The sequence below is a fragment of the Geodermatophilus chilensis genome (assembly GCF_002802985.1).
GTDB classification, from domain to species: Bacteria; Actinomycetota; Actinomycetes; order Mycobacteriales; family Geodermatophilaceae; genus Geodermatophilus; species Geodermatophilus chilensis.
Genome location: NZ_NVPT01000116.1, coordinates 1 through 17,429, shown reverse-complemented (window position 1 = coordinate 17,429; position 17,429 = coordinate 1). Strand labels below are relative to the sequence as shown.

Annotated in this window: 18 protein-coding genes; 14 read left to right on the top strand and 4 right to left on the bottom strand. The window is 76.5% G+C overall.

Annotation, left to right across the window (positions count from 1 at the left end; all coding sequences use genetic code 11):
- The first annotated feature begins 746 nt into the window (after positions 1 to 746).
- From CNO22_RS18385 to CNO22_RS18370, 4 genes are all read left to right on the top strand, one after another.
- A complete protein-coding gene (locus tag CNO22_RS18385; RefSeq protein ID WP_100500730.1) occupies positions 747 to 977 on the top strand; it encodes a hypothetical protein in 231 nt (76 codons plus the stop codon).
- Between the two features lie 84 nt (positions 978 to 1,061).
- Entirely contained in the window at positions 1,062 to 1,844 is a 783-nt protein-coding gene (locus CNO22_RS18380; protein ID WP_100500733.1) for a hypothetical protein, read from the top strand.
- 1 nt (position 1,845) lies between these two features.
- Complete coding sequence (locus CNO22_RS18375) at positions 1,846 to 2,553, top strand: heme peroxidase (RefSeq protein ID WP_100500729.1); 708 nt, start codon at positions 1,846 to 1,848, stop codon at positions 2,551 to 2,553.
- A 278-nt stretch (positions 2,554 to 2,831) separates the two neighbouring features.
- Complete coding sequence (locus CNO22_RS18370) at positions 2,832 to 3,497, top strand: SPFH domain-containing protein (protein WP_100500728.1); 666 nt, start codon at positions 2,832 to 2,834, stop codon at positions 3,495 to 3,497.
- A gap of 3 nt (positions 3,498 to 3,500) precedes the next feature.
- Here CNO22_RS18370 and CNO22_RS18365 read toward each other — a convergent pair whose 3' ends face one another.
- From CNO22_RS18365 to CNO22_RS18355, 3 genes are all read right to left on the bottom strand, one after another.
- Positions 3,501 to 3,932, bottom strand: a complete 432-nt coding sequence (locus CNO22_RS18365) for a potassium channel family protein (protein WP_232807151.1) — start codon at positions 3,930 to 3,932, stop codon at positions 3,501 to 3,503.
- Positions 3,933 to 4,022: 90 nt separating this feature from the next.
- A complete protein-coding gene (locus tag CNO22_RS18360; protein ID WP_100500726.1) occupies positions 4,023 to 4,505 on the bottom strand; it encodes a hypothetical protein in 483 nt (160 codons plus the stop codon).
- 14 nt (positions 4,506 to 4,519) lie between these two features.
- Entirely contained in the window at positions 4,520 to 4,897 is a 378-nt protein-coding gene (locus CNO22_RS18355) for a hypothetical protein (RefSeq protein WP_157937005.1), read from the bottom strand.
- Between the two features lie 438 nt (positions 4,898 to 5,335).
- Between CNO22_RS18355 and CNO22_RS18350 the strand changes: the two genes are divergently transcribed.
- From CNO22_RS18350 to CNO22_RS18305, 10 genes are all read left to right on the top strand, one after another.
- A complete protein-coding gene (locus CNO22_RS18350) occupies positions 5,336 to 6,691 on the top strand; it encodes an MFS transporter (RefSeq protein WP_100500724.1) in 1,356 nt (451 codons plus the stop codon).
- Between the two features lie 108 nt (positions 6,692 to 6,799).
- Positions 6,800 to 8,233, top strand: a complete 1,434-nt coding sequence (locus CNO22_RS18345) for a glycosyltransferase (RefSeq protein WP_232807150.1) — start codon at positions 6,800 to 6,802, stop codon at positions 8,231 to 8,233.
- On the top strand, positions 8,233 to 9,507 hold the full coding sequence (locus CNO22_RS18340) for an archaeosortase/exosortase family protein (protein WP_100500723.1): 1,275 nt from the start codon (positions 8,233 to 8,235) through the stop codon (positions 9,505 to 9,507). Before CNO22_RS18345 ends, CNO22_RS18340 begins: the two co-directional genes overlap by 1 nt.
- The gene (locus CNO22_RS18335; protein WP_100500722.1) at positions 9,504 to 10,544 is read left to right on the top strand and encodes an ATP-grasp domain-containing protein; all 1,041 of its coding nucleotides are present in this window, start codon (positions 9,504 to 9,506) and stop codon (positions 10,542 to 10,544) included. Before CNO22_RS18340 ends, CNO22_RS18335 begins: the two co-directional genes overlap by 4 nt.
- Positions 10,541 to 11,689, top strand: coding sequence for a non-hydrolyzing UDP-N-acetylglucosamine 2-epimerase (wecB, locus tag CNO22_RS18330; protein WP_100500732.1), 1,149 nt, complete (start codon positions 10,541 to 10,543; stop codon positions 11,687 to 11,689). The genes CNO22_RS18335 and wecB overlap by 4 nt, the downstream gene beginning before the upstream one ends.
- Positions 11,686 to 12,408 (top strand): HAD family hydrolase, encoded by a 723-nt coding sequence (locus CNO22_RS18325; RefSeq protein ID WP_100500731.1) that lies wholly within the window; start codon positions 11,686 to 11,688, stop codon positions 12,406 to 12,408. Before wecB ends, CNO22_RS18325 begins: the two co-directional genes overlap by 4 nt.
- 266 nt (positions 12,409 to 12,674) lie before the next feature.
- A complete protein-coding gene (locus tag CNO22_RS18320) occupies positions 12,675 to 12,893 on the top strand; it encodes a hypothetical protein (protein WP_100500721.1) in 219 nt (72 codons plus the stop codon).
- Between the two features lie 115 nt (positions 12,894 to 13,008).
- Positions 13,009 to 13,572: a hypothetical protein gene (locus tag CNO22_RS18315; protein WP_100500720.1), complete on the top strand. Its 564-nt coding sequence runs from the start codon at positions 13,009 to 13,011 to the stop codon at positions 13,570 to 13,572.
- On the top strand, positions 13,565 to 14,266 hold the full coding sequence (locus tag CNO22_RS18310) for a PIG-L deacetylase family protein (protein WP_100500719.1): 702 nt from the start codon (positions 13,565 to 13,567) through the stop codon (positions 14,264 to 14,266). The genes CNO22_RS18315 and CNO22_RS18310 overlap by 8 nt, the downstream gene beginning before the upstream one ends.
- A 248-nt stretch (positions 14,267 to 14,514) precedes the next feature.
- Entirely contained in the window at positions 14,515 to 16,725 is a 2,211-nt protein-coding gene (locus CNO22_RS18305; protein WP_232807149.1) for a DUF222 domain-containing protein, read from the top strand.
- Here the strand turns inward: CNO22_RS18305 and CNO22_RS18300 are convergent.
- On the bottom strand, positions 16,670 to 17,429 hold a 760-nt coding region (locus tag CNO22_RS18300), incomplete at its 5' end, for an IS110 family transposase (RefSeq protein WP_198588426.1). The genes CNO22_RS18305 and CNO22_RS18300 overlap by 56 nt on opposite strands.

The following is a 17,429-nucleotide window of genomic DNA, read 5'->3' as shown; positions in this document are numbered from 1 at the left end:
CGGCTCGATCAGCGCCCACTGCTCATCGGTCAGATCCGAGGGATAGGCCGGGGAAGAGCCCATGAACCAGCCTGACTCACCGCTCGACCCCTGTCACCCTCGCTTTCTAAACACGTTCTGAGTCGCGGGAGAGGCACGGGTCCACGGGTGGGGATCGACTCCGCCAGGTCGCGAGCTGCTCGGCTCCGCAGTTGTGTCACAGAACGAGGTCCACGTGCCGTCGTCGCGGTGCTCCACCATCCGGAGCGGGTCCCACCCCGTCCAGCACGAGCGTCGACACGACGGCTGCCGTGAGGTCAGATCCTCCCTGTGGACCCCGCTCCGCCTCATTGAGCTTCTCCACGGAGCAGGACCGTGCCAGGTGATCGAGCGCCCTGGCGTGGGGCAGGCGGAGTGCCCGAGGTCCCGATCCCGGCTGAGCAGCCCCGGCCCGATCCGCAGGCTCGTGCATCCTTTCGCCACGAGGCCCACCTCGACCTCCTCGGCGACACGCGGGTGCCGCACCCGCATACAGGCGTGACCGAGCGCCGTAACGACCCGTGCCACGCTCGCGAGCAGGGCGCTTGTCGACAAGGCGGCGTCCGCAGGAACGGGTCACCGACCCCTGCGCGGAGCCTCCACAACGATGCGGTGACGGCGCCATCGGCGTGGTGTCCGACCAGGCGGTCCGTGGCCGCGCGGGCCCTAGGTTTCCGGCTGCACGCGACCCTTCCCCGGTCGCGGCGGGACCGCCCGAGGAGCCCTGCGTGAGCACGCCGAGCACGACCCTTCCCCGCACGTCGATCGAGGCCGAGGACACCCCGGCCGACGACGGGCTGGCCCTGTTGCTGGACCTGTTCGCGCTCGAGCCCGTGGCGGAGCCGGAGCGTCGTCCGGCCGGCCGGCACCGGGCCACGCCCCGCGCGCGGCTGCAGGACTGGACCCGCCGGGCGGCCCTGTGGGGCGCCGGTCCCGGGGGAGTCCGGCGTGCCTGGTGAGCGCGGGTCCCGGTCGACGTCGATGACCACCCGGTCCACCGTCCGCGCGGCGGCCGGATCGCACTGCGGAGGTGTGGAGTGGTGATGCTGGAGCTGGGTGAGGCCCTGCTGGCGTTCGTCGCGCTGCTCGGCCTGGTCGTCGCGCTGGGCCGCAGCTCGACGTCCCGCTACGAGGCCGAGCGCGCGCACCGCGCTCGGGAGCAGGCGGACGCCGTCCCCGCGGCCCCGCAGACCCGTGCCGACGGCGACGGTGCGACGCACCCGGCCGGCCGGGGGACGTCGGCGTGGTGGCTGGTCGAGGAGTCGGGGGACCAGCCGGGCGGGCAGGTCCTGGCCGGCCCCTTCGCCGGCCGGATGGAGGCGGACTGGGCCGTGGTCTCCGGTGGGTTCCCCGTCTCGACGCAGGTGGTGCACGGCGCGCGCCGGGCCGACGGCACGCTGGTGCGGCGGCAGTCGCCCCAGGAGCGCGCGTGGCTCGCCGAGCTGGGCAACCAGCTGGACCGGCTGACCGACGACTGGGACGAGCTGCTGACGGACGCCGACGCGCTGACCACCCTCCTGGTCGAGGTGAGCGCGGCGCTGGTCGAGGCCGGCCTCGCCCTGCACGACGCCGCCGGTGAGAGTCCGGCCGGCGGCGTGTGCCTGACGCCCGACCCGGCCCGCCGCGGCATCCTCGTCACCTGGCGCCAGCACGACCGGATGAGCCTGGAGCGCGTCCGCGGGGAGGCGGTGGAGGCGGCGGTGGAGCGCACGATGAACGCCGCGATCGCCGACGTCCTGACCTGGATGGGCTTCCCCGTGACGCCCGTCGGGACGAGCGGGTGCCACCTGGTCGCCGCCGACCAGCAGTCGGCCTCGGCCGCCTGACGTGGGACGACAGAGCCCACCCCCCGGTGCCGAGGACGTCGAGGCGGTCGTCCGGCACTGCCGCACCCGCCTCGGCCGGCCGGACGGGTGGATCCGGGCGGGGGGCTACCCCGGCAGTCTGGCCCTCTGCGTCATCGACAGCATCCAGTCGACCGGCCCGCGCTACACGAGCGTGGTCAACGTCGTCGGCCGCTACCGCGCCCACCGCGGCGCCCACGCCGACGAGGACGGCACGAAGGCGCTGCTGGGGACCTTCGCCGAGTTCGGTGGCCCGGCCGGGTGGGCGGCGCGGATCGGCAACCGGAATCGGACCTTCGCGCGCCCCTACGCGCCGCTGAAGGCCGAGGCGATCCACGAGGCGGCCGCCGCGCTGGACCGCCTGGGCATCGACGGGGTGGCCGACCTCGACCTGGCCATGGCCGACGAGTCCTCCGCCCAGGAGGTCGAGAGGGCCTGGCGCGGGGTCGTCAGCCAGTCGTCGGGCATCACCTGGTCCTACTTCCTGCGGCTGGCCGGCCACCCAGGGGTCAAGGCGGACCGGATGATCGTGCGCTTCGTGGCCGACGCCCTGAGCGGTACGGCGTCAGGGGTCCGACCGGAGCGTGCGCGCGTCCTGGTCACCGACGCCGCCGGGGAGCTGGGGGTGTCGGCCAGCGATCTCGACCACGCCATCTGGCGCCACCAGTCGGGCCGGCCCTGGACGAGCTGAAAAAAACGCGCGCGGTCGGCGTCGTCCGCCGCTAGCGTCCCCGTTCGCCCGGGACCAGCAGCCGGGCGGCATCGCCGCCGCGGGTCCTGCACATCGGTCCCGGGCGTGCCGTGTAGGGCGAGCGTCTCAGGAACGCGCGGGTTCGACTCCCGAGGCCGTCCGGCGCGCGGTCCACCGGTGCCGGCGGTCTGCAGCGCTGCGCGCGCTCCCCGTCGGTGCCCGACCGCGCGCCGGGCGGTCGCGCGCGGGCACCGGACGACGGGGAGGGGGGCAGAGCGGTGCGGATCGTGGTGCAGGAGTGGGAGCGGGTGCTGCTCTACCGGGACGGCCGGTTCGAGGAGGCGCTCGGGCCGGGCCGACACCGGCGGGCGCGGTGGCGGCGCCGGTGCGTGTGCGTCGTCGTCCGGCCCCGGCTGCTCGTCGTCCCCGGGCAGGAGGTGCTGACCGCCGACGGGTTGTCCGTCCGGGTCAGCCTCACCGTCGCCTGCCGCACCGCCGACCCGCGGCGCTGGCACGAGGCCGTGGAGGACGCCGACGCCTTCGTCTACGCGGCGCTCCAGGTCGCGCTGCGCGAGGCGGTGGCCGGCCGGACGCTCGACGAGCTGCTCGCCGCGCGCGACGCCGTCCCGGTGGACGTGCGCGAGCGGGTGGGGACGGCGGCCGAGGCGGTCGGCGTCGTCGTGGAGAGCCTCGCGCTGCGCGACGTGATGGTCCCGGCCGAGCTGCGGCGCGCGGCCGCAGAGGTCGCGACCGCCCGGGCGCAGGGCCAGGCGGCGCTGGAGCGGGCACGGGGTGAGGTCGCGGCGACCCGGGCGCTGGCCAACGCCGCGCGGATGGTGGCCGACCAGCCCGCGCTGCTGCAGCTGCGCACGCTGCAGGCGGTCGAGGCCGGCGGGGCGACGGTCCACCTCTCGACGGACCCGGTCGTCCGGCCCGCGGGCTGAGCGTCAGCCCGGGCCGGGTGCCGCGTCCCGCTCGGCCAGCAGCCGGTCGACCTTCGCCTCCAGGCGGCGCAGCTGGGCCGAGAGCTCCTCGGTCTCGGCCTCGCTGCGCTCGCCCTGGGCGAGGAACCAGCCGGCGACCGTCGTGGTCACCAGCCCGACCAGTGACACCCCGACGACCATGAGGGAGACGGCGACCATCCGGCCCAGCGGCGTCACCGCGTAGAGGTCGCCGTAGCCGACCGTCGTCACCGTGGTGACCGCCCACCACAGCGCGTTGCCGAAGGAGGTGATCAACGCGTCGGGGGCGCTGCGCTCGGCGTCCAGCGCGGCCAGCCCGCCGATCAGGACGAGCAGCGCGGCCGCGAGGACGACGGCCTGCCCGGACCGGGCCAGCCCCGCGCCGCGGCGGAAGAGGACCTGGCCGGCGGTGAACACCGGTACTCCGCGCTCCACCGCCCCTTCCGCGGAGCTGCCGACGTCATGGCGCCCAGGACGCCGAGCGGCCGGGTGGTCAGCAGGACGGCCTCACTGCACCGCGGTCGAGGCCGCCGAGGGGCTGCCGATCCATCGCGTCCAGACCGGCGTGACGGTGTACTGCACGCTGCCCAGGTTCAGCGTCGTGCTGTCGGTGCACGTCTGGGTGGCCGCGTCGGGGTCGGCCGGCACGTAGACGCCGGGGACGCCGTGGACGACGGTCCCCTTGCAGGTGCCGGTGTCCATGGGCGCGCCGCTGAGGGTGGCGTTGCGGGTGAGCACGTACCCGGTGGTCGGCCGTCCCCCGTACGGCCGCGCCGTCGTCCAGGTGACCGTGAACGTCCGGGTCGCCGGGTAGACGCCGACCACGGTCACGGTCGGTGCCGATGCGCTCGGGGCGGGCATGCGGGCGGCCCGGTCAGAGGCCACCCCGCCGCCCGGGACCGCCCAGGCCGCGGACGCCTCTGGGGGCGGGCCGAGCGGGCCGGCCGCGAGGGCGAGCAGCGCGAGGACGGCGAGCAGGCGGTCGCGCACGGCAGGCGGACCGGTCAGGCGGAGGCGCCGGTGACCGTGACGGGGACGCTGAAGGCCGCTCCCTGGCAGCCGTCCTCGGCCGTCGAGACCATGTAGAGCGCGCCCGGGACGGTCACCGCGGTGGGCGCGGAGTTCGCCGCCAGGGTCACCGGGGGGTCCAGGGTGATCGGCGCGCTGGTGGTGGGCAGCACGCTCCCGGCGGCGCAGGTCCGGCCGCTCAGCGGCGTCGTCGTCACCGAGCCGAGGGTCGCCGAGGTGATCGTCACCGGGAACGGGTTGGGGTTGGCCACCGTGGTCGCGACCGCCCCGACGGTGCCCGAGCCGTAGCCGGTCGCCGGGGTCGTGTCCGCCGGCAGCGGGTACAGGGTCCCCAGCGGGCTGCCGGCGCTCACCACGAGCCCGGTGACGTTCGCCGCCCGCGCGGAGCCTGGCCGGTCCCGGTCGCGGTCCAGGACGCCACGGCGACGCCCCCTCCGGTCAGCAGGCGGGTGACGCCGAGGACGACCCCCACCCGCCGGCGCAGCCTGGTCCGCATCGTCGTCTCCGTTCCCCGTCCACCCGGCCGCGAGCACCTCGCCGACCGAGCCGTTCCGTCGTGCACGACCATCGGTCGCGCGGCCCGGTTTGTTGAGACGAACGCCTCGCCGGGCTCACCCGGACGGGGTCCGCGGGACGGGTGGGGCGGTGCTGTGGCCACCTGCACACCCCGAGGGACGGCGGGCGCCCGGGAGAGCTGCCACCGTGGGAGTGGGTGCCCGAGGTCGTGTGCTCTCCCGCCCCTCGAGCGGCCACCCGTGCGGTGGCCCGTGTCTCCCTCCTGCGAGGTCCCCGTGCCCACCTCTCCGCTGCTCTCGCGTGCCCGCGCCACGGCGCCGGCACCGGTTCCTCCGCCGCTGCCCCGGCTGCAGGCCGCCGTCGCCGCCGTCTTCGCGCTGGACGGCGCGGTCTTCGGCAGCTGGGCCGCCCGCGTGCCCGACGTCGCCGCCGGCGTGGGCGTCGGCCACAGCGCGCTCGGGTTCGCGCTGCTCTGCCTGTCCATCGGCGCCCTGGCGGCCATGCAGGTCACCGGCGCGCTCTGCGCCCGGCTCGGCGCCGGCGTCGTGACCACCGCGGGGGCGCTGCTGCTCTGCGTGTCCGTGGTGCTCCCGGGCCTGGCGACGACGGTGCCCGGGCTGTGCGCCGCGCTGCTCGTCTTCGGCGCCGCCACCGGCATGGTCAACGTGGCGGCCAACGCCGTCGGCGTCACCGTCGAGCGCCGGCTCGGCCGGCCGCTGCTCTCCGGCCTGCACGCCGGCTTCAGCTTCGGCGGCCTGGTCGGTGCGCTGCTCGGTGGGCTGCTGGCGACGGTCGCCGGCGTCGCCGCCCACCTGGTCCTCGTCGGCGCCCTCGGCCTGCTGGTCACCGCCTGGGCCGCGCGGGCCCTCGTCGGTGCGGACGGCCCCCGCTCCGCGGTACCCGCCCCCGCCGCGGAGGAGGGCCGGTCACGGCCGACCGCGGTGCTCGTCGTCCTGGGGGCCGTCGCCGGCTGCACCGCCTTCGGGGAGGGCGCGCTCTCCGACTGGGGCGCGCTGCACCTGCGCGAGGAGCTCGGCGCGACGACGGCGCTGGCCGCCGCCGGATACGCCGGGTTCTCCCTCGCCATGGCGTGCGGCCGCCTCGCCGGGGGCCGGCTGGTGGCGGCGCTGGGGGAGCGGCGGCTGCTGGGCGGCGGTGCCGTGCTGGCCGCCGCCGGCGGTGTGGCCGCGGTGACGGCGACCTCGGTGCCGACCGCCCTCGGCGGGTTCGTGCTGGTGGGGCTCGGCCTGGCCAACGTCTTCCCGCTGGCCATCTCGCGGGCCGGCGTCCTCGGTGGTGCGCGGGGCATCGCGCTGGCCACCACCGTCGGGTACACCGGGCTGCTCGGCGGGCCGCCGCTGATCGGCCTGCTGGCCGAGCACGCTGGGCTGCCCGCGGCGCTGGCCACGGTGCCGCTGCTCGCGCTGGTCGCCGCGGTGCTGGCGCTGTCGGTCGCCGGGGAGGCGCTGCGGGTCCCGGTGACCCGGCGCGGCCTGCTCACCGCCGTCCGCGGAGGCACCGACGGGCTGCGCGAGGCCGTCGTCCCCCGGCTGCAGCCCCTGGTGTCGGGCTTCGGCCACGGCACCGCCGTCTACGTGCGGGAGCTGCGGGCCCTCGACCCCTCCGGCTGACCCCCGGCGGGGGCCGCTTCGGCTTGAGCAGCGCACCTCCCGTGCCGATGGAACAGAACGGCGGAGTCCGCTGCGCCGCAGCAGGTCACGGGCAGGGAGGTGAGAGCGGTGGTCCGCGGCACGACCCCGCTCGGCACCGCGCCCCCGCCGGCCGCGGTGGCCGCTCCCGCGGTGGACCCGCACGCCGGCCGGCCGGAGGGCCGGCCCCTCGTGCTGCTCTCCTACGTCTGCGGCTTCACCCTCGTCGCCCTCTCCTACGGCCTCGACGAGACCCTCGGCGTCATCGCGGGCGTGCTCAACATCGCCTTCGGCATCTACTTCTGCCGGCACCTCGGCTTCGCCGTCGCCGCCGCGCGCTGGGCCGAGCGGGACATGCTCGCCGCGGACGTCGGGCTGTCGAGCTGGACCCCCTCGGTGGCGGTCTTCGTCGGCTGCAAGAACGAGGAGCTCGTCGTCGACGGGATGGTCACGGCGCTGCTGGCGCTGGACTACCCGGCCGACCGGCTCACCCTCGTCGTGGTCGACGACGGCTCCGACGACACCACCGGCGCCCGGCTCGACGCCTGGGCGGCGCGGGAGCCGCGGCTGCGTGTGCTGCACCGCCCGCCGGGCTCCGGCGGCGGCAAGTCCGGCGCGCTCAACGACGCGCTGCACCTGGTGGACGCCGAGATCGCCGTCGTCTTCGACGCCGACCACGAGCCGGACCCCACGTCGCTGCGGCGGCTGGTCCGGCACTTCCGCGACCCCGTCGTCGGCGCGGTGATGGGCCGCTGCGTCATCCGCAACGGCCGCGACTCACAGATGGCCTCGACGGTCTTCGTCGACTTCCTCTCCGGTTACCTGGTCAACGAGTACGGCCGGCAGGCGCTGTTCGAGCTGCCCGCGTACGGCGGGGCCAACTGTGCGGTCCGCATGTCCACGCTGCGCGGCCTCGGCGGGTGGAACCCGCACACCGTCACCGAGGACACCGACCTCACGCTGCGCGTGCTCCTGGCCGGCCAGCGGGTGCGCTACGACCTCTCCGCCGTCGACTTCGAGGAGGCGGTGGTCAGCGCGCAGCGGTTCTGGAAGCAGCGGTACCGGTGGGCCCGCGGCCACCAGAAGTGCTTCCGCGACTACTGGCGCCCACTGATGCGCTCGCCGCACCTCAACCTGGTCGAGAAGGTCGAGACGACGCTCTTCCTGCTCGTCTACCACGTGCCCCTGCTCAGCGGGATCGGCCTGGTGCTCACCGTGCTGCGCGCCTTCGGCATCGGCGACCTGCCGGTCGTGGCGCTGCTGCCGCTGTCGATGCTGCTGTTCGTCGGCCCGCTGGCCGAGCTCTCCGTCGGCCTGCTGATCGGCCGGGTGGAGCGGCGGTCGGCGTGGCGGCTGCTGGGCTTCCTGCCGGCCTTCGCGCTGTCCATCTGGATCACCACGCGGGCCTACGTCGACGGCATGCTCGGCCGCGAGTACACCTGGATGAAGACCTCCCGGTCGGGTGCGACCTCCACGGTGAAGGTGGACCCGCCCGTGGTCGCGCCCGCGGGGGCCGGCGCCTGATGGCGACCGCGGCGGTGCTGCCCCGCACCCGGGGACGGCACCGGTACCAGCGCCCCCGCCGTCCCCGGCGCAGCGGCCGCCGGCTGGTCCCGGTGCTGCTCGACCTGGCGTTGGCGGTGGTGATCTGCGCCGTCGGCTTCCGCTACGGCGCGGGCTTCCTGCAGGTGCACGAGGCCCGCTGGGTCGCCGAGGTGCTCGACCTGGTGGGCGTCGACTCGGTGTCGTCGTCCCTGGAGCGGCACATCCTGGTGTTCCGGCCCGACGGCGAGATCATCCTGGCCGAGGTCACCGAGTCCTGCTCCTCGATCCTGTCGGTGCTCGGCCTGACCGCGCTGACCGCCGTCGTCCTGCGCGGCCGGCGCCAGCACGCCGTCGCCGGGCTCGTCGTCGCCGTCGCCGCCCTGCTGGCCCTCAACCACCTGCGGCTGCTCGCCTCGACCGTCGCCGGCCTGGTGTGGGGGACGCCGGCGCTGGTGCTCTTCCACGACTGGGTCGGCACCGTCTGGAACCTCGCCGCGACCCTGGGCGGCTTCCTGCTCATGGTCTGCATCACGCTGCCCACCGCCGAGCGCGCCGAGCAGGACGTCGCCGGCCGGCACACCGCCCGCCGTCCCGACAGCTGGGCGCGCCCCGGCCTGGGCTACCGGCTGGCCGAGGAGGACGTCCGCACCGCCTCCCGCCGGCTCAACCTGACCGGACTCATGTACCGGTACGTGCTGCCCAAGCGGGTCGCCCGCTGGATGGGCGCACGCCGCGAGGCCGGGCGCATCGACTACCGGATCGGCCACCTCCCCCCTGTCGAGCGGGCCGCGCGGGTGCGCGCGCTGGCCGGCGACGGGCTGGGCGCGCACGCCGCCTCCCTGGTCGCGGTGGCGACCTATGACGACGACCCCACCGTCCTCGACGCGCTCGCCACGGCGATCGCCGCGCGGCAGTGGGAGCCGGTGACGGACCACCGGGTGGCCGCGCTGCGGCTGTGGGCGCGCGGCTGGCTGCTGCAGCACCCGGAGCGGGACGCGGTCCCCGCGGCCGAGCCGGAGCCGGCGCCCGAGCCCGCGGCCGAGCCGGAGCCGACGCCGGAGCCCGAGCCCGAACCGGCGCCGGAGCCCCGCGTCGTGCCGGCGCCCGAGCCCCGCGTCGTCCCGGACGACGACGAGCCGTCCACCGTGCGGCTCCTGCGCCTCGCCGTCCGCACGGATCTGCGCCCGCCCGTGCCGGCGCAGCCGCGCCCGCGTACCCCCGTTCCCACCCCGACGACCCAGGACGACCGATGACCCCCTCGCTGCCCCAGCCCCGCCTACCCGCGGCCGCCCTGGCGTCGCACGGCACCGCCGTGCTCGTCACCGGCGCCGGTGGCCCTGCCGGCGTGGCCGTCGTCCGCCGGCTGGTCGCCCCCGGCCACCGGGTCGTCGCCGGCGACGCCGACAGCGCCGCCGCCGGAGGCGCGCTCGCCGACGTGGCGGTCACCCTGCCGCGCGGCGACCACCCGCGCTTCGTCGAGGCGCTGGTCGGCGTCTGCACCACCTCCGGCGTGGACGCGCTGGTCAGCACGGTGGCCGAGGAGCTCCCGCACCTGGCCGCCGGCGCCGGCCGTCTCGCCGCGGCCGGGGTCGCCACCTGGCTGCCGGACGCCGCCGCCGTGGACGTGTGCTGCGACAAGGCGGCCTTCGCCCGCGCCATGGCCGCCGCTGGCGTGCCGCACCCGGCGACCGCGGCGTCGGCCGGCGAGGTCGCCGGCGTCCCCGGTCCCTGGGTGGTCAAGCCGCTGGCCGGCCGCGGCAGCCGCGGCGTGCGGCTGCTCGACGACCGCGCGCTCGTGGTCGAGGCGCTCCGCGAGGACGGCGGGCTGATCACCCAGACGCGGCTGACCGGCCGCGAGTTCACCGCCGACGCCCTGGTCGACCGCGACGGCGCCGTCCGTGTGGTCGTGCCGCGCTGGCGCGAGGAGACCAAGGCGGGGATCTCGGTCAAGGGCCGCACCTTCGCCTCCGCCGCGGTGACGCGGGTCGCCGCCGCGGCGCTCGCTGCGGTCCGGCTCACCGGGCCGGCCAACGTGCAGGGCTTCGTCGCCGACGACGGCACCGCGACGGTCATGGAGATCAACCCGCGCTTCTCCGGCGGGCTGCCGCTGACCCTCGCCGCCGGGGCGGACGTCGTGAGCGCGTACCTGGCCGGCGTGCGCGGCGAGCCGCTGCCCGAGCTCTCGTTCCGGCCGGGTGTCGCGATGAGCCGCTACTTCGCCGAGACGTACTCCAGCGACGACGGCAGCCCCGTCGTCGACCCGTGCGCGCCGGTGGCGGTGACGGCGTGACCCGTAGCCGGCACGTGCTGGTGCCGTTCGGCACCCGGCCGGAGGTGGTCAAGCTGGCGCCGGTCGTCACCGCCCTGACAGATGCCGGGCACCGGGTCAGCGTGGTCGACACCGGCCAGCACACCGACCCGCGGATGGGCTCGCAGCTGCAGGCGGCGCTCGGGCTGACCCCCGGGCACCGCTTCGCGCTGCCGACCGACCCGGCGGAGCGGACCGGCGCGCTGCACGCCGACGCCTATCGGGCGCTGCGCCTGTTCGAGCCCGACGTGGTGCTCGCGCTCGGCGACACCAACACCGTGCCCGCCTACGCGCTGGCCGCCCGCGCCGCCGGGGTGCCGTTCGCGCACCTCGAGGCCGGGCTGCGCAGCCTCAACCCGCGCAGCGTCGAGGAGGTCAACCGGCGGGTCGCCGCCGCCACCGCCCAGCTGCACCTCGCGCCGACCAAGCGGGCGGCGGCGTTCCTCGCTGACGAGGGGGTCCCCGCCGAGCGGGTGTTCGTCGTCGGCAACCCCGTCATCGACACCCTCGTCGCCCGCGGCGTGCAGCGGGTGCCGGTCACAGAGCGCTCCGGCGTGCTGGTCACCGCGCACCGGCCGACCAACGTCGACGACCCGGTCCGCCTGGCCCGCCTCGTCGGCGTGGTGCGGGCGCTGGCCGAGCAGGTCGGCCCGGTCACCTTCCCGGTGCACCCGCGCACCGCCGCGCGCCTGTCGGACACCGGCCTGGGCGCGCAGCTCGAGCACCCGGGGATCACCCTCACCGGCCCGGTCGAGTACGACGTCCTGCTGGCCGCGCTGGCCTCGGCGCGCCTGGCGGTCACCGACTCCGGCGGCATCCAGGAGGAGGCCGCGTACCTCGGCGTCCCCGTGGTGGTGCTGCGCGGCTCGACGCCGCGCTGGGAGGGCGTGGAGGCCGGGACGACGACGCTCGCCGGCCTGGCCGACGACCGCGCGGCGGCGGCCGTGCTGTCCGCCGCGGCCGGGCACACCCGTCCCGAGGGGCAGGAGCGGGCCGCGACCGTGCCGTGCCCGTACGGCGACGGGACGACAGGGGCGCAGGTGGCCGCCGTCCTCGCCGACGAGCGCACCGACGCCCTGCTGGCCCTCGACGAGCCCGACTACACCGACGGCCGGCTGCCGTGGTGACCGGCTGGGCGGGGGAGCCGCCGCTCGGCGTGGTCGTCGACCTCGACGACACCCTCTACCCGCAGGCCGACTACCTGGCCTCGGCCGCGGCGGCGGTCGGGGTCGCGGCCGGGCAGGCGGGGCTGGACGGCGCCGCGGTGCACGCCGCGCTGCGGCGCGAGCTGGCGGCCGGCTCCGACACCGGCGGGACGATCGACCGGGCGCTGCTCGCCGTCGGCGTCCCCGCGTCGTCGCAGGCCGGGCTGGTGCCGCCGCTGGTGGCGGCGTTCACCCGGCACACGCCGCCGCGGCTGTCGCCCTACCCGGGCGTCGAGGACGCGCTGCGCGCACTGGCCGCGGCCGCGCCGCTGGCCTGCCTGACCGACGGCACCCCGGCCATCCAGGCGGCGAAGGTGGCGGCCACGGGCCTCGCCCCGCTGCTGCCGGTCGTCGTCGTCACCGACACGCTCGGCGGCCGCGCCGTCCGCAAGCCGCACCCGGCCGGCCTGGTCGCCGTCGCGGCACGGCTGGGTCTGCCGCCGGAGCGGCTGCTCGTCATCGGCGACCGGCCGGGCAAGGACGTCGCCGTGGCAGCGGCCGTCGGCGCGCGGGCGATCCGCGTCCGCCAGGGCGAGTACGCGACCGCGCCGGACGAGCCGCGCGCCTGGGCCGTCGTCGACACCTTCCCGGCGGCCGCCGAGCTGGCGCTCGGGGTGCTGGGGGCGCTGGCCCGCGGCTGATCACCCGTCCGCGTGGTCCTCGCCGCGGGCCCTGCAGGTCCGTCGCCGGCGTGCCGATGGACCCGGTGACGGGCGGGTCCACCGCCCCCGGACACGAGGACCCGGGACATGAGCAGCACGTCATCGCCGGTGCGGAGTGCCCGTACGGGCCTGGTCCGTGCTGCGCTGGTCGCGGTCGTCGCGGTGGTGGGGCTGCTCGCCCTGCTCTGTACGGCGATCCGCAGCCGACCGTCTTCGAGCCGGGGGTCCACCGCGGCGCCTTCACGGTGACCGTGGCGCGTGGCGCCGGCCTCGTGTGGCACCTCGACCAGGACGACCTGATCGCCCACCACGGCTCTGCGTCGGCCTGTCCGCCGTCCACGGAGCTGCCGGAGGCGGGCAACGGCACCGGCCCGGCGATCGCGCTGGGGGCCGCCGGCCTGGTCGGCGTCGTGGTGGTGCAGCGGGCGAGGCGCCGGGCGGCGACCGGGCACGGCGCTGCATAGGCCACATCCCACCCCTCCGGGTGGGATGTGGCTGCTGGGGTTACGGGGACGGCCGGGACCTGCCGATGAGACCCCGTCGGGCGGGTCGGCCGCCCCGGACCCGAGGACTCATGTCATGGACGGCCTCCCGAGGTCTTCGCCCGCACGCCGCCTGCGCGCGCGTGCCTCCCGCGCGGCCCTGGTCGCGGTCATCGCCCTGATCGGGCTCGTCGCCTCGCCGGGTGCGGCGTCCGCTGCCGGGACGGTCGAGCCGTTCATGGACTGCTACGTCAAGAACGCCGACCGCTCCCGCACGCTCGTCCTCGGCTACACGAGCGGGTCCGCGACGACCAGGGACATCCCCGTGGGCAGCCTCAACTCGCTCACCCCGTCAGGGATCCAGGGCGCGCAGCCGACCAGGTTCGAGCCCGGCACCGTGCACGCGGCCTTCACCGTCCGGCTGACCGAGGCCGAACTGCGGAGCAATCCGGGGTGGGTGCTCGACGGGTCCAAGCTGGAGTTCCAGTCGGCCGTCGGTTACCGGCCGGTCTGCCCGGCGTCCACGGAGCTGCCCGAGGAGGGCAACGGCACCGGCCCGGCCATCGGGCTGGCGGTCGCCGGCGCCGTCGGCGCCGTCCTGGTGCACCGGGCCAACCGGCGCGCCCGGGCCCTGGCCGCTGAGAGCCGCGACGATGCGTAGGGTCCTCGCGGTCGGGGCGCACCCCGACGACATCGAGCTCGGCTGCGGCGCCACGCTGCTGGCGCACTCGGCGGCCGGCGACGCCGTCACCATGCTGGTCATGACCGGTGGCGAGAACGGTCCCGGGGGCGACGAGGCGGTCGTCGGACGGCGTCTCGAGCAGGAGCAGGCCGCCCGCACCCTGGGCGCCCGGCTGCTGTGGGGCGGCCAGGTCGACTGCACCGTCATGGCCGACGCCGCCACGGTCGCCGTCGTCGAGCGGGCGATCAAGGAGACCGACGCCGAGGTCGTCTACGTGCACGCCCCCGACGACAGCCACCAGGACCACCGCGCCGTCGCCGCCGCGACGCTCTCGGCGGCCCGCCGGCTCTCCCGGGTCATGCACTACCAGAGCCCGTCCACGCTGACGTTCCACCCGACGACCTTCGTCGACGTGACCGCCTACCTCTCCGGCAAGCTCGCCGCCCTCGGCGCGCACGCCTCGCAGGTGGAGATGTCGTCGATGGTGGAGCCCGACGCGGTCGTGGCCTCGGCTCGGCACTGGGGCGCCCAGGCCCGGATCGGCTACGCGGAGGCCTTCGCGCCGACCCGCCTGGTCATCGACCTGCTGCCGACCCCACGGCGCGCCGTGGATGAGGTCCCGGACACCCTCCGGCTGACCCTGCCGGCTTCCCTGGCGGCCAACGCCCGCTGACGCGTCGCATCACGCACCCGGAGCCCGGTGGTCCGGGCCGGTACCCCCGGCCCGGACCACCGGGCTCCTCGCTTCCCGCACCTCGTGCTCGTGCGGTCTGCTCCGTGTCGTCTGCTCCCTCGGTAGCCCGCGGGCCGCCCCCTCGGCCCCTGGTCACCTGACCCAGCGGTGATGGTGCCACGCGCACTATGGGGCTGACCTGCAGGTTCTCTTGCGCCGTTCACCCACTCGAACGTATGATCGAACACGTGGACGACGGGACGTGGACCGGCACCCTGGGTGCTGCTGCGCCCTCGGTGGGGTGGGCTGCGGGGCCGTTGGGTGCGGTGCAGGCCGCGGCGCGGGAGATTTCCCGGCAGACGGCGTTGCGGGTGCGGGCGGTGGCGGCGTTCGCCGCGGCCCGCCCGGCGTCGACCGATCGGGCGCAGGGGGAGCGGGGGGCGATGTCGGCCGAGCGGTGGGCGGCGCGGCCGGAGGTGCTGCGGCCGGTGAGTGAGTGGGCCGCGCAGGAGCTGTCGATCGCGCTGAACGTGAGCACGCAGGCGGCGGAGGCGGAGCTGGCGCGGTCGTTGACGCTGGTGTCCCGGTTGCCGCGGACGCTGGACGCGCTGCAGGGTGGGGTGCTGCACCCGGGGCATCTGTGGTGTCTGCTGGAGCACGTCGCCCCGATCGCCGACGACGCGCTGCGCGCCAAGGTCGAGGCTGACGTGCTGGCGTGGGTGGCGCGGCGCAACCGGGTGACCACGCCGGCGGCGCTGGCCGATCGGGTGCGCCGGGTGCTCACCCAGCTGAATGCCCGGGATGCGGCGCGGGATCTGGCGCGGGCGCTCAAGGCGCGGGGCATCTCGGTGCGGGAGGACCGCACCCTGGGGATGTCGGTGGTGACGCTGGTGTGCACCACCCCGGAGGCGCAGGCGTTCTACCGGGCGCTGGGCGCCTACGCCGACGCCCTCGACTCCGGCCCGGGGGATGGGCGCACCCGGGGGCAGAAGCTGGTGGACTGCCTGCTGGACCTGGTGCTGCGCCCCGGCGAGGGCGAGCTGCCGCCGGTGCAGGCGCTGCTGACCATCGTCGCCTCGGTGCACACCGCGCTGGGTGGGGACCAGCTCGGGGAGGTCGACGGTAAGCCGGTGACCGCGGAGATGGCCCGCCAGCTGGCCCGCGCCTTCGCCGGCCTCGACCCGCATCCCACCCTGACCGACGCTGACGGTCTGGTCGAGGACGGCACCGCGGCCGACCACACCGCTGCAGCCCCCGCTTCGGCTGCCGACACCGGGACCATCACCGACAGGGCCGTCACCCACGGCGCGGACAACAGGCCGGTCGACGCCGCGAACGACACCGTGGGCACCGGGACCGGCGCGGGCAGCGTCGCCACCGCGGACGCGACCGGGGCTGCCTCTGGTGTCGGTGACGCTGTCCGGGCTGGCGGCGAGCCGGCCGACATCGATGACGGGCCGGTCGAGCGGGCCGCGGCCGAGCTCAGCGCCGCGGACTTCGACCGGTGGCTCGATGAGCTGGTGCGCGATGCCTTCGGCGACGACCCCGGTGAGCCGGGCTGGTCGCCCGACCCGCCTCCGGATGCCTTCGAGCGGGACGCCGGCGCGGAGTCCGACATCGGTGACCCGGTCGGCTGCGACGACCTCCAGCAGGCGTCAGCGGGCGCGCAGCCACCCGCCGGCGAGGCGGCCGACGCGGACAGCGGTTGGTGGGCCACCGCCGACCGGGCGGTGGAGGACGCCGGCACCGCGGTGCACGCCGCCCGGCTGGCGCTGGGGGCGGCGGAGCGGCTGGTGCGCACCGCGCAGAAGGCCGACGCTGATGACGAGGCCCGCTGGCAGGCCGGCACCGCCGGGCGGGTCACCGCCGCCGACGACGCGCTCGCCGCCCTCACGGTGGCCGCGGACACCCAGCGGGCGGACCTGGCCGCGCTGCTCGCGGCCACCGCCGGTGGTGGGCTGGCCGACCGGCCCCGGATCGCGGTCACCGACGCGGTCACCGGCGCCCTGCTGGCGCTGACCGACCTGCCCGCCCTGCGCCGCGCCGGCACCTGCGGGCGCCCGGCGTGCCGGCGCCGCCCGGAGCGCTGCGGCCACGACCTCACCGGCCGCCCCGGCCTGGGCGCGCCACCGCCGAGCGACACACACGACCCCAGCGCCGCACTGGACCGCTTCGCCCGCGCCCGCGACCGGCGCTGCCGCTTTCCCGGCTGCCGCCGCCGCGTGCCCAAGAACGGCGAACTGGACCACGTGCACGCCTGGCCGCACGGCCCCACCGCCGCCGGCAACCTCGCCGGCCTGTGCACCCCCAACCACCGCGGCAAACACCAGGCACCCGGATGGACCTACACCATGACCCCCGACGGCACCCTCACCGTCACCACACCGTCCGGCCTGACCGCCGTCACCGAACCACCCCCGTACTCATATGGGGGACTGCCGGGTCAAGGGGCAGGGTGAGGCAGCCCCTGCAGCCGTCGCCGTAGGGGCTGCCTCTGGCCGTTGATGTCACCCCGGTCTGCGCGCGGCTCTCCCCGGTGGAGGACTCGCCGGGCACCAGCCCCAGGTAGGCGCCGATGGTGGTCGGCGTGAGCCGGGACCAGTCGCCGATCTCGGCGGCCAGCCCGAACCCGGTCAGCGTCGAGATGCCCCGCAAGCAGGCCAGCCGGTCGGTCACCGCGGTGAACCGGCTGGCCGCGGCCATTTCCGTGATCGTCTTATCGAGGCGGTCCCGGCGGCCCTCGGTGGCGGCCAGCGCCTCCAGCGCCGCGTCGTAGGCGCTCTGCAGCGCCGGGCGGGCGAAGCGCTGGGTGCGCAGCCAGTTCTCGTGCTCGCGGGTCCACGGGGTGCCGCCGGCGTAGACGATGCCCTGGCGCAGCAGCAGGTGCGTGACCCGGTGCCGGGCGCTCATCAGGTCACCGCGCACATCATCCCGAGCGCGCACCAGATCCCGCGCGGCCTCGGTCTCCGCATCGGGCACCGCCACCTCGGTGATCTCGCCGACGGCCAGCAGCCTGGCCAGGTGCAGCGCATCTCTGGCGTCGGTCTTGATCCGATCCCCCGAGGGGCGCAGCAGCCGCGAGGGCGCGGCCACCACACAGTCGATCCCGGCCGCCTCCAGGGCCCGGGCCAGCCCGAACCCGGTCGGCCCCGCCTCATAGGTC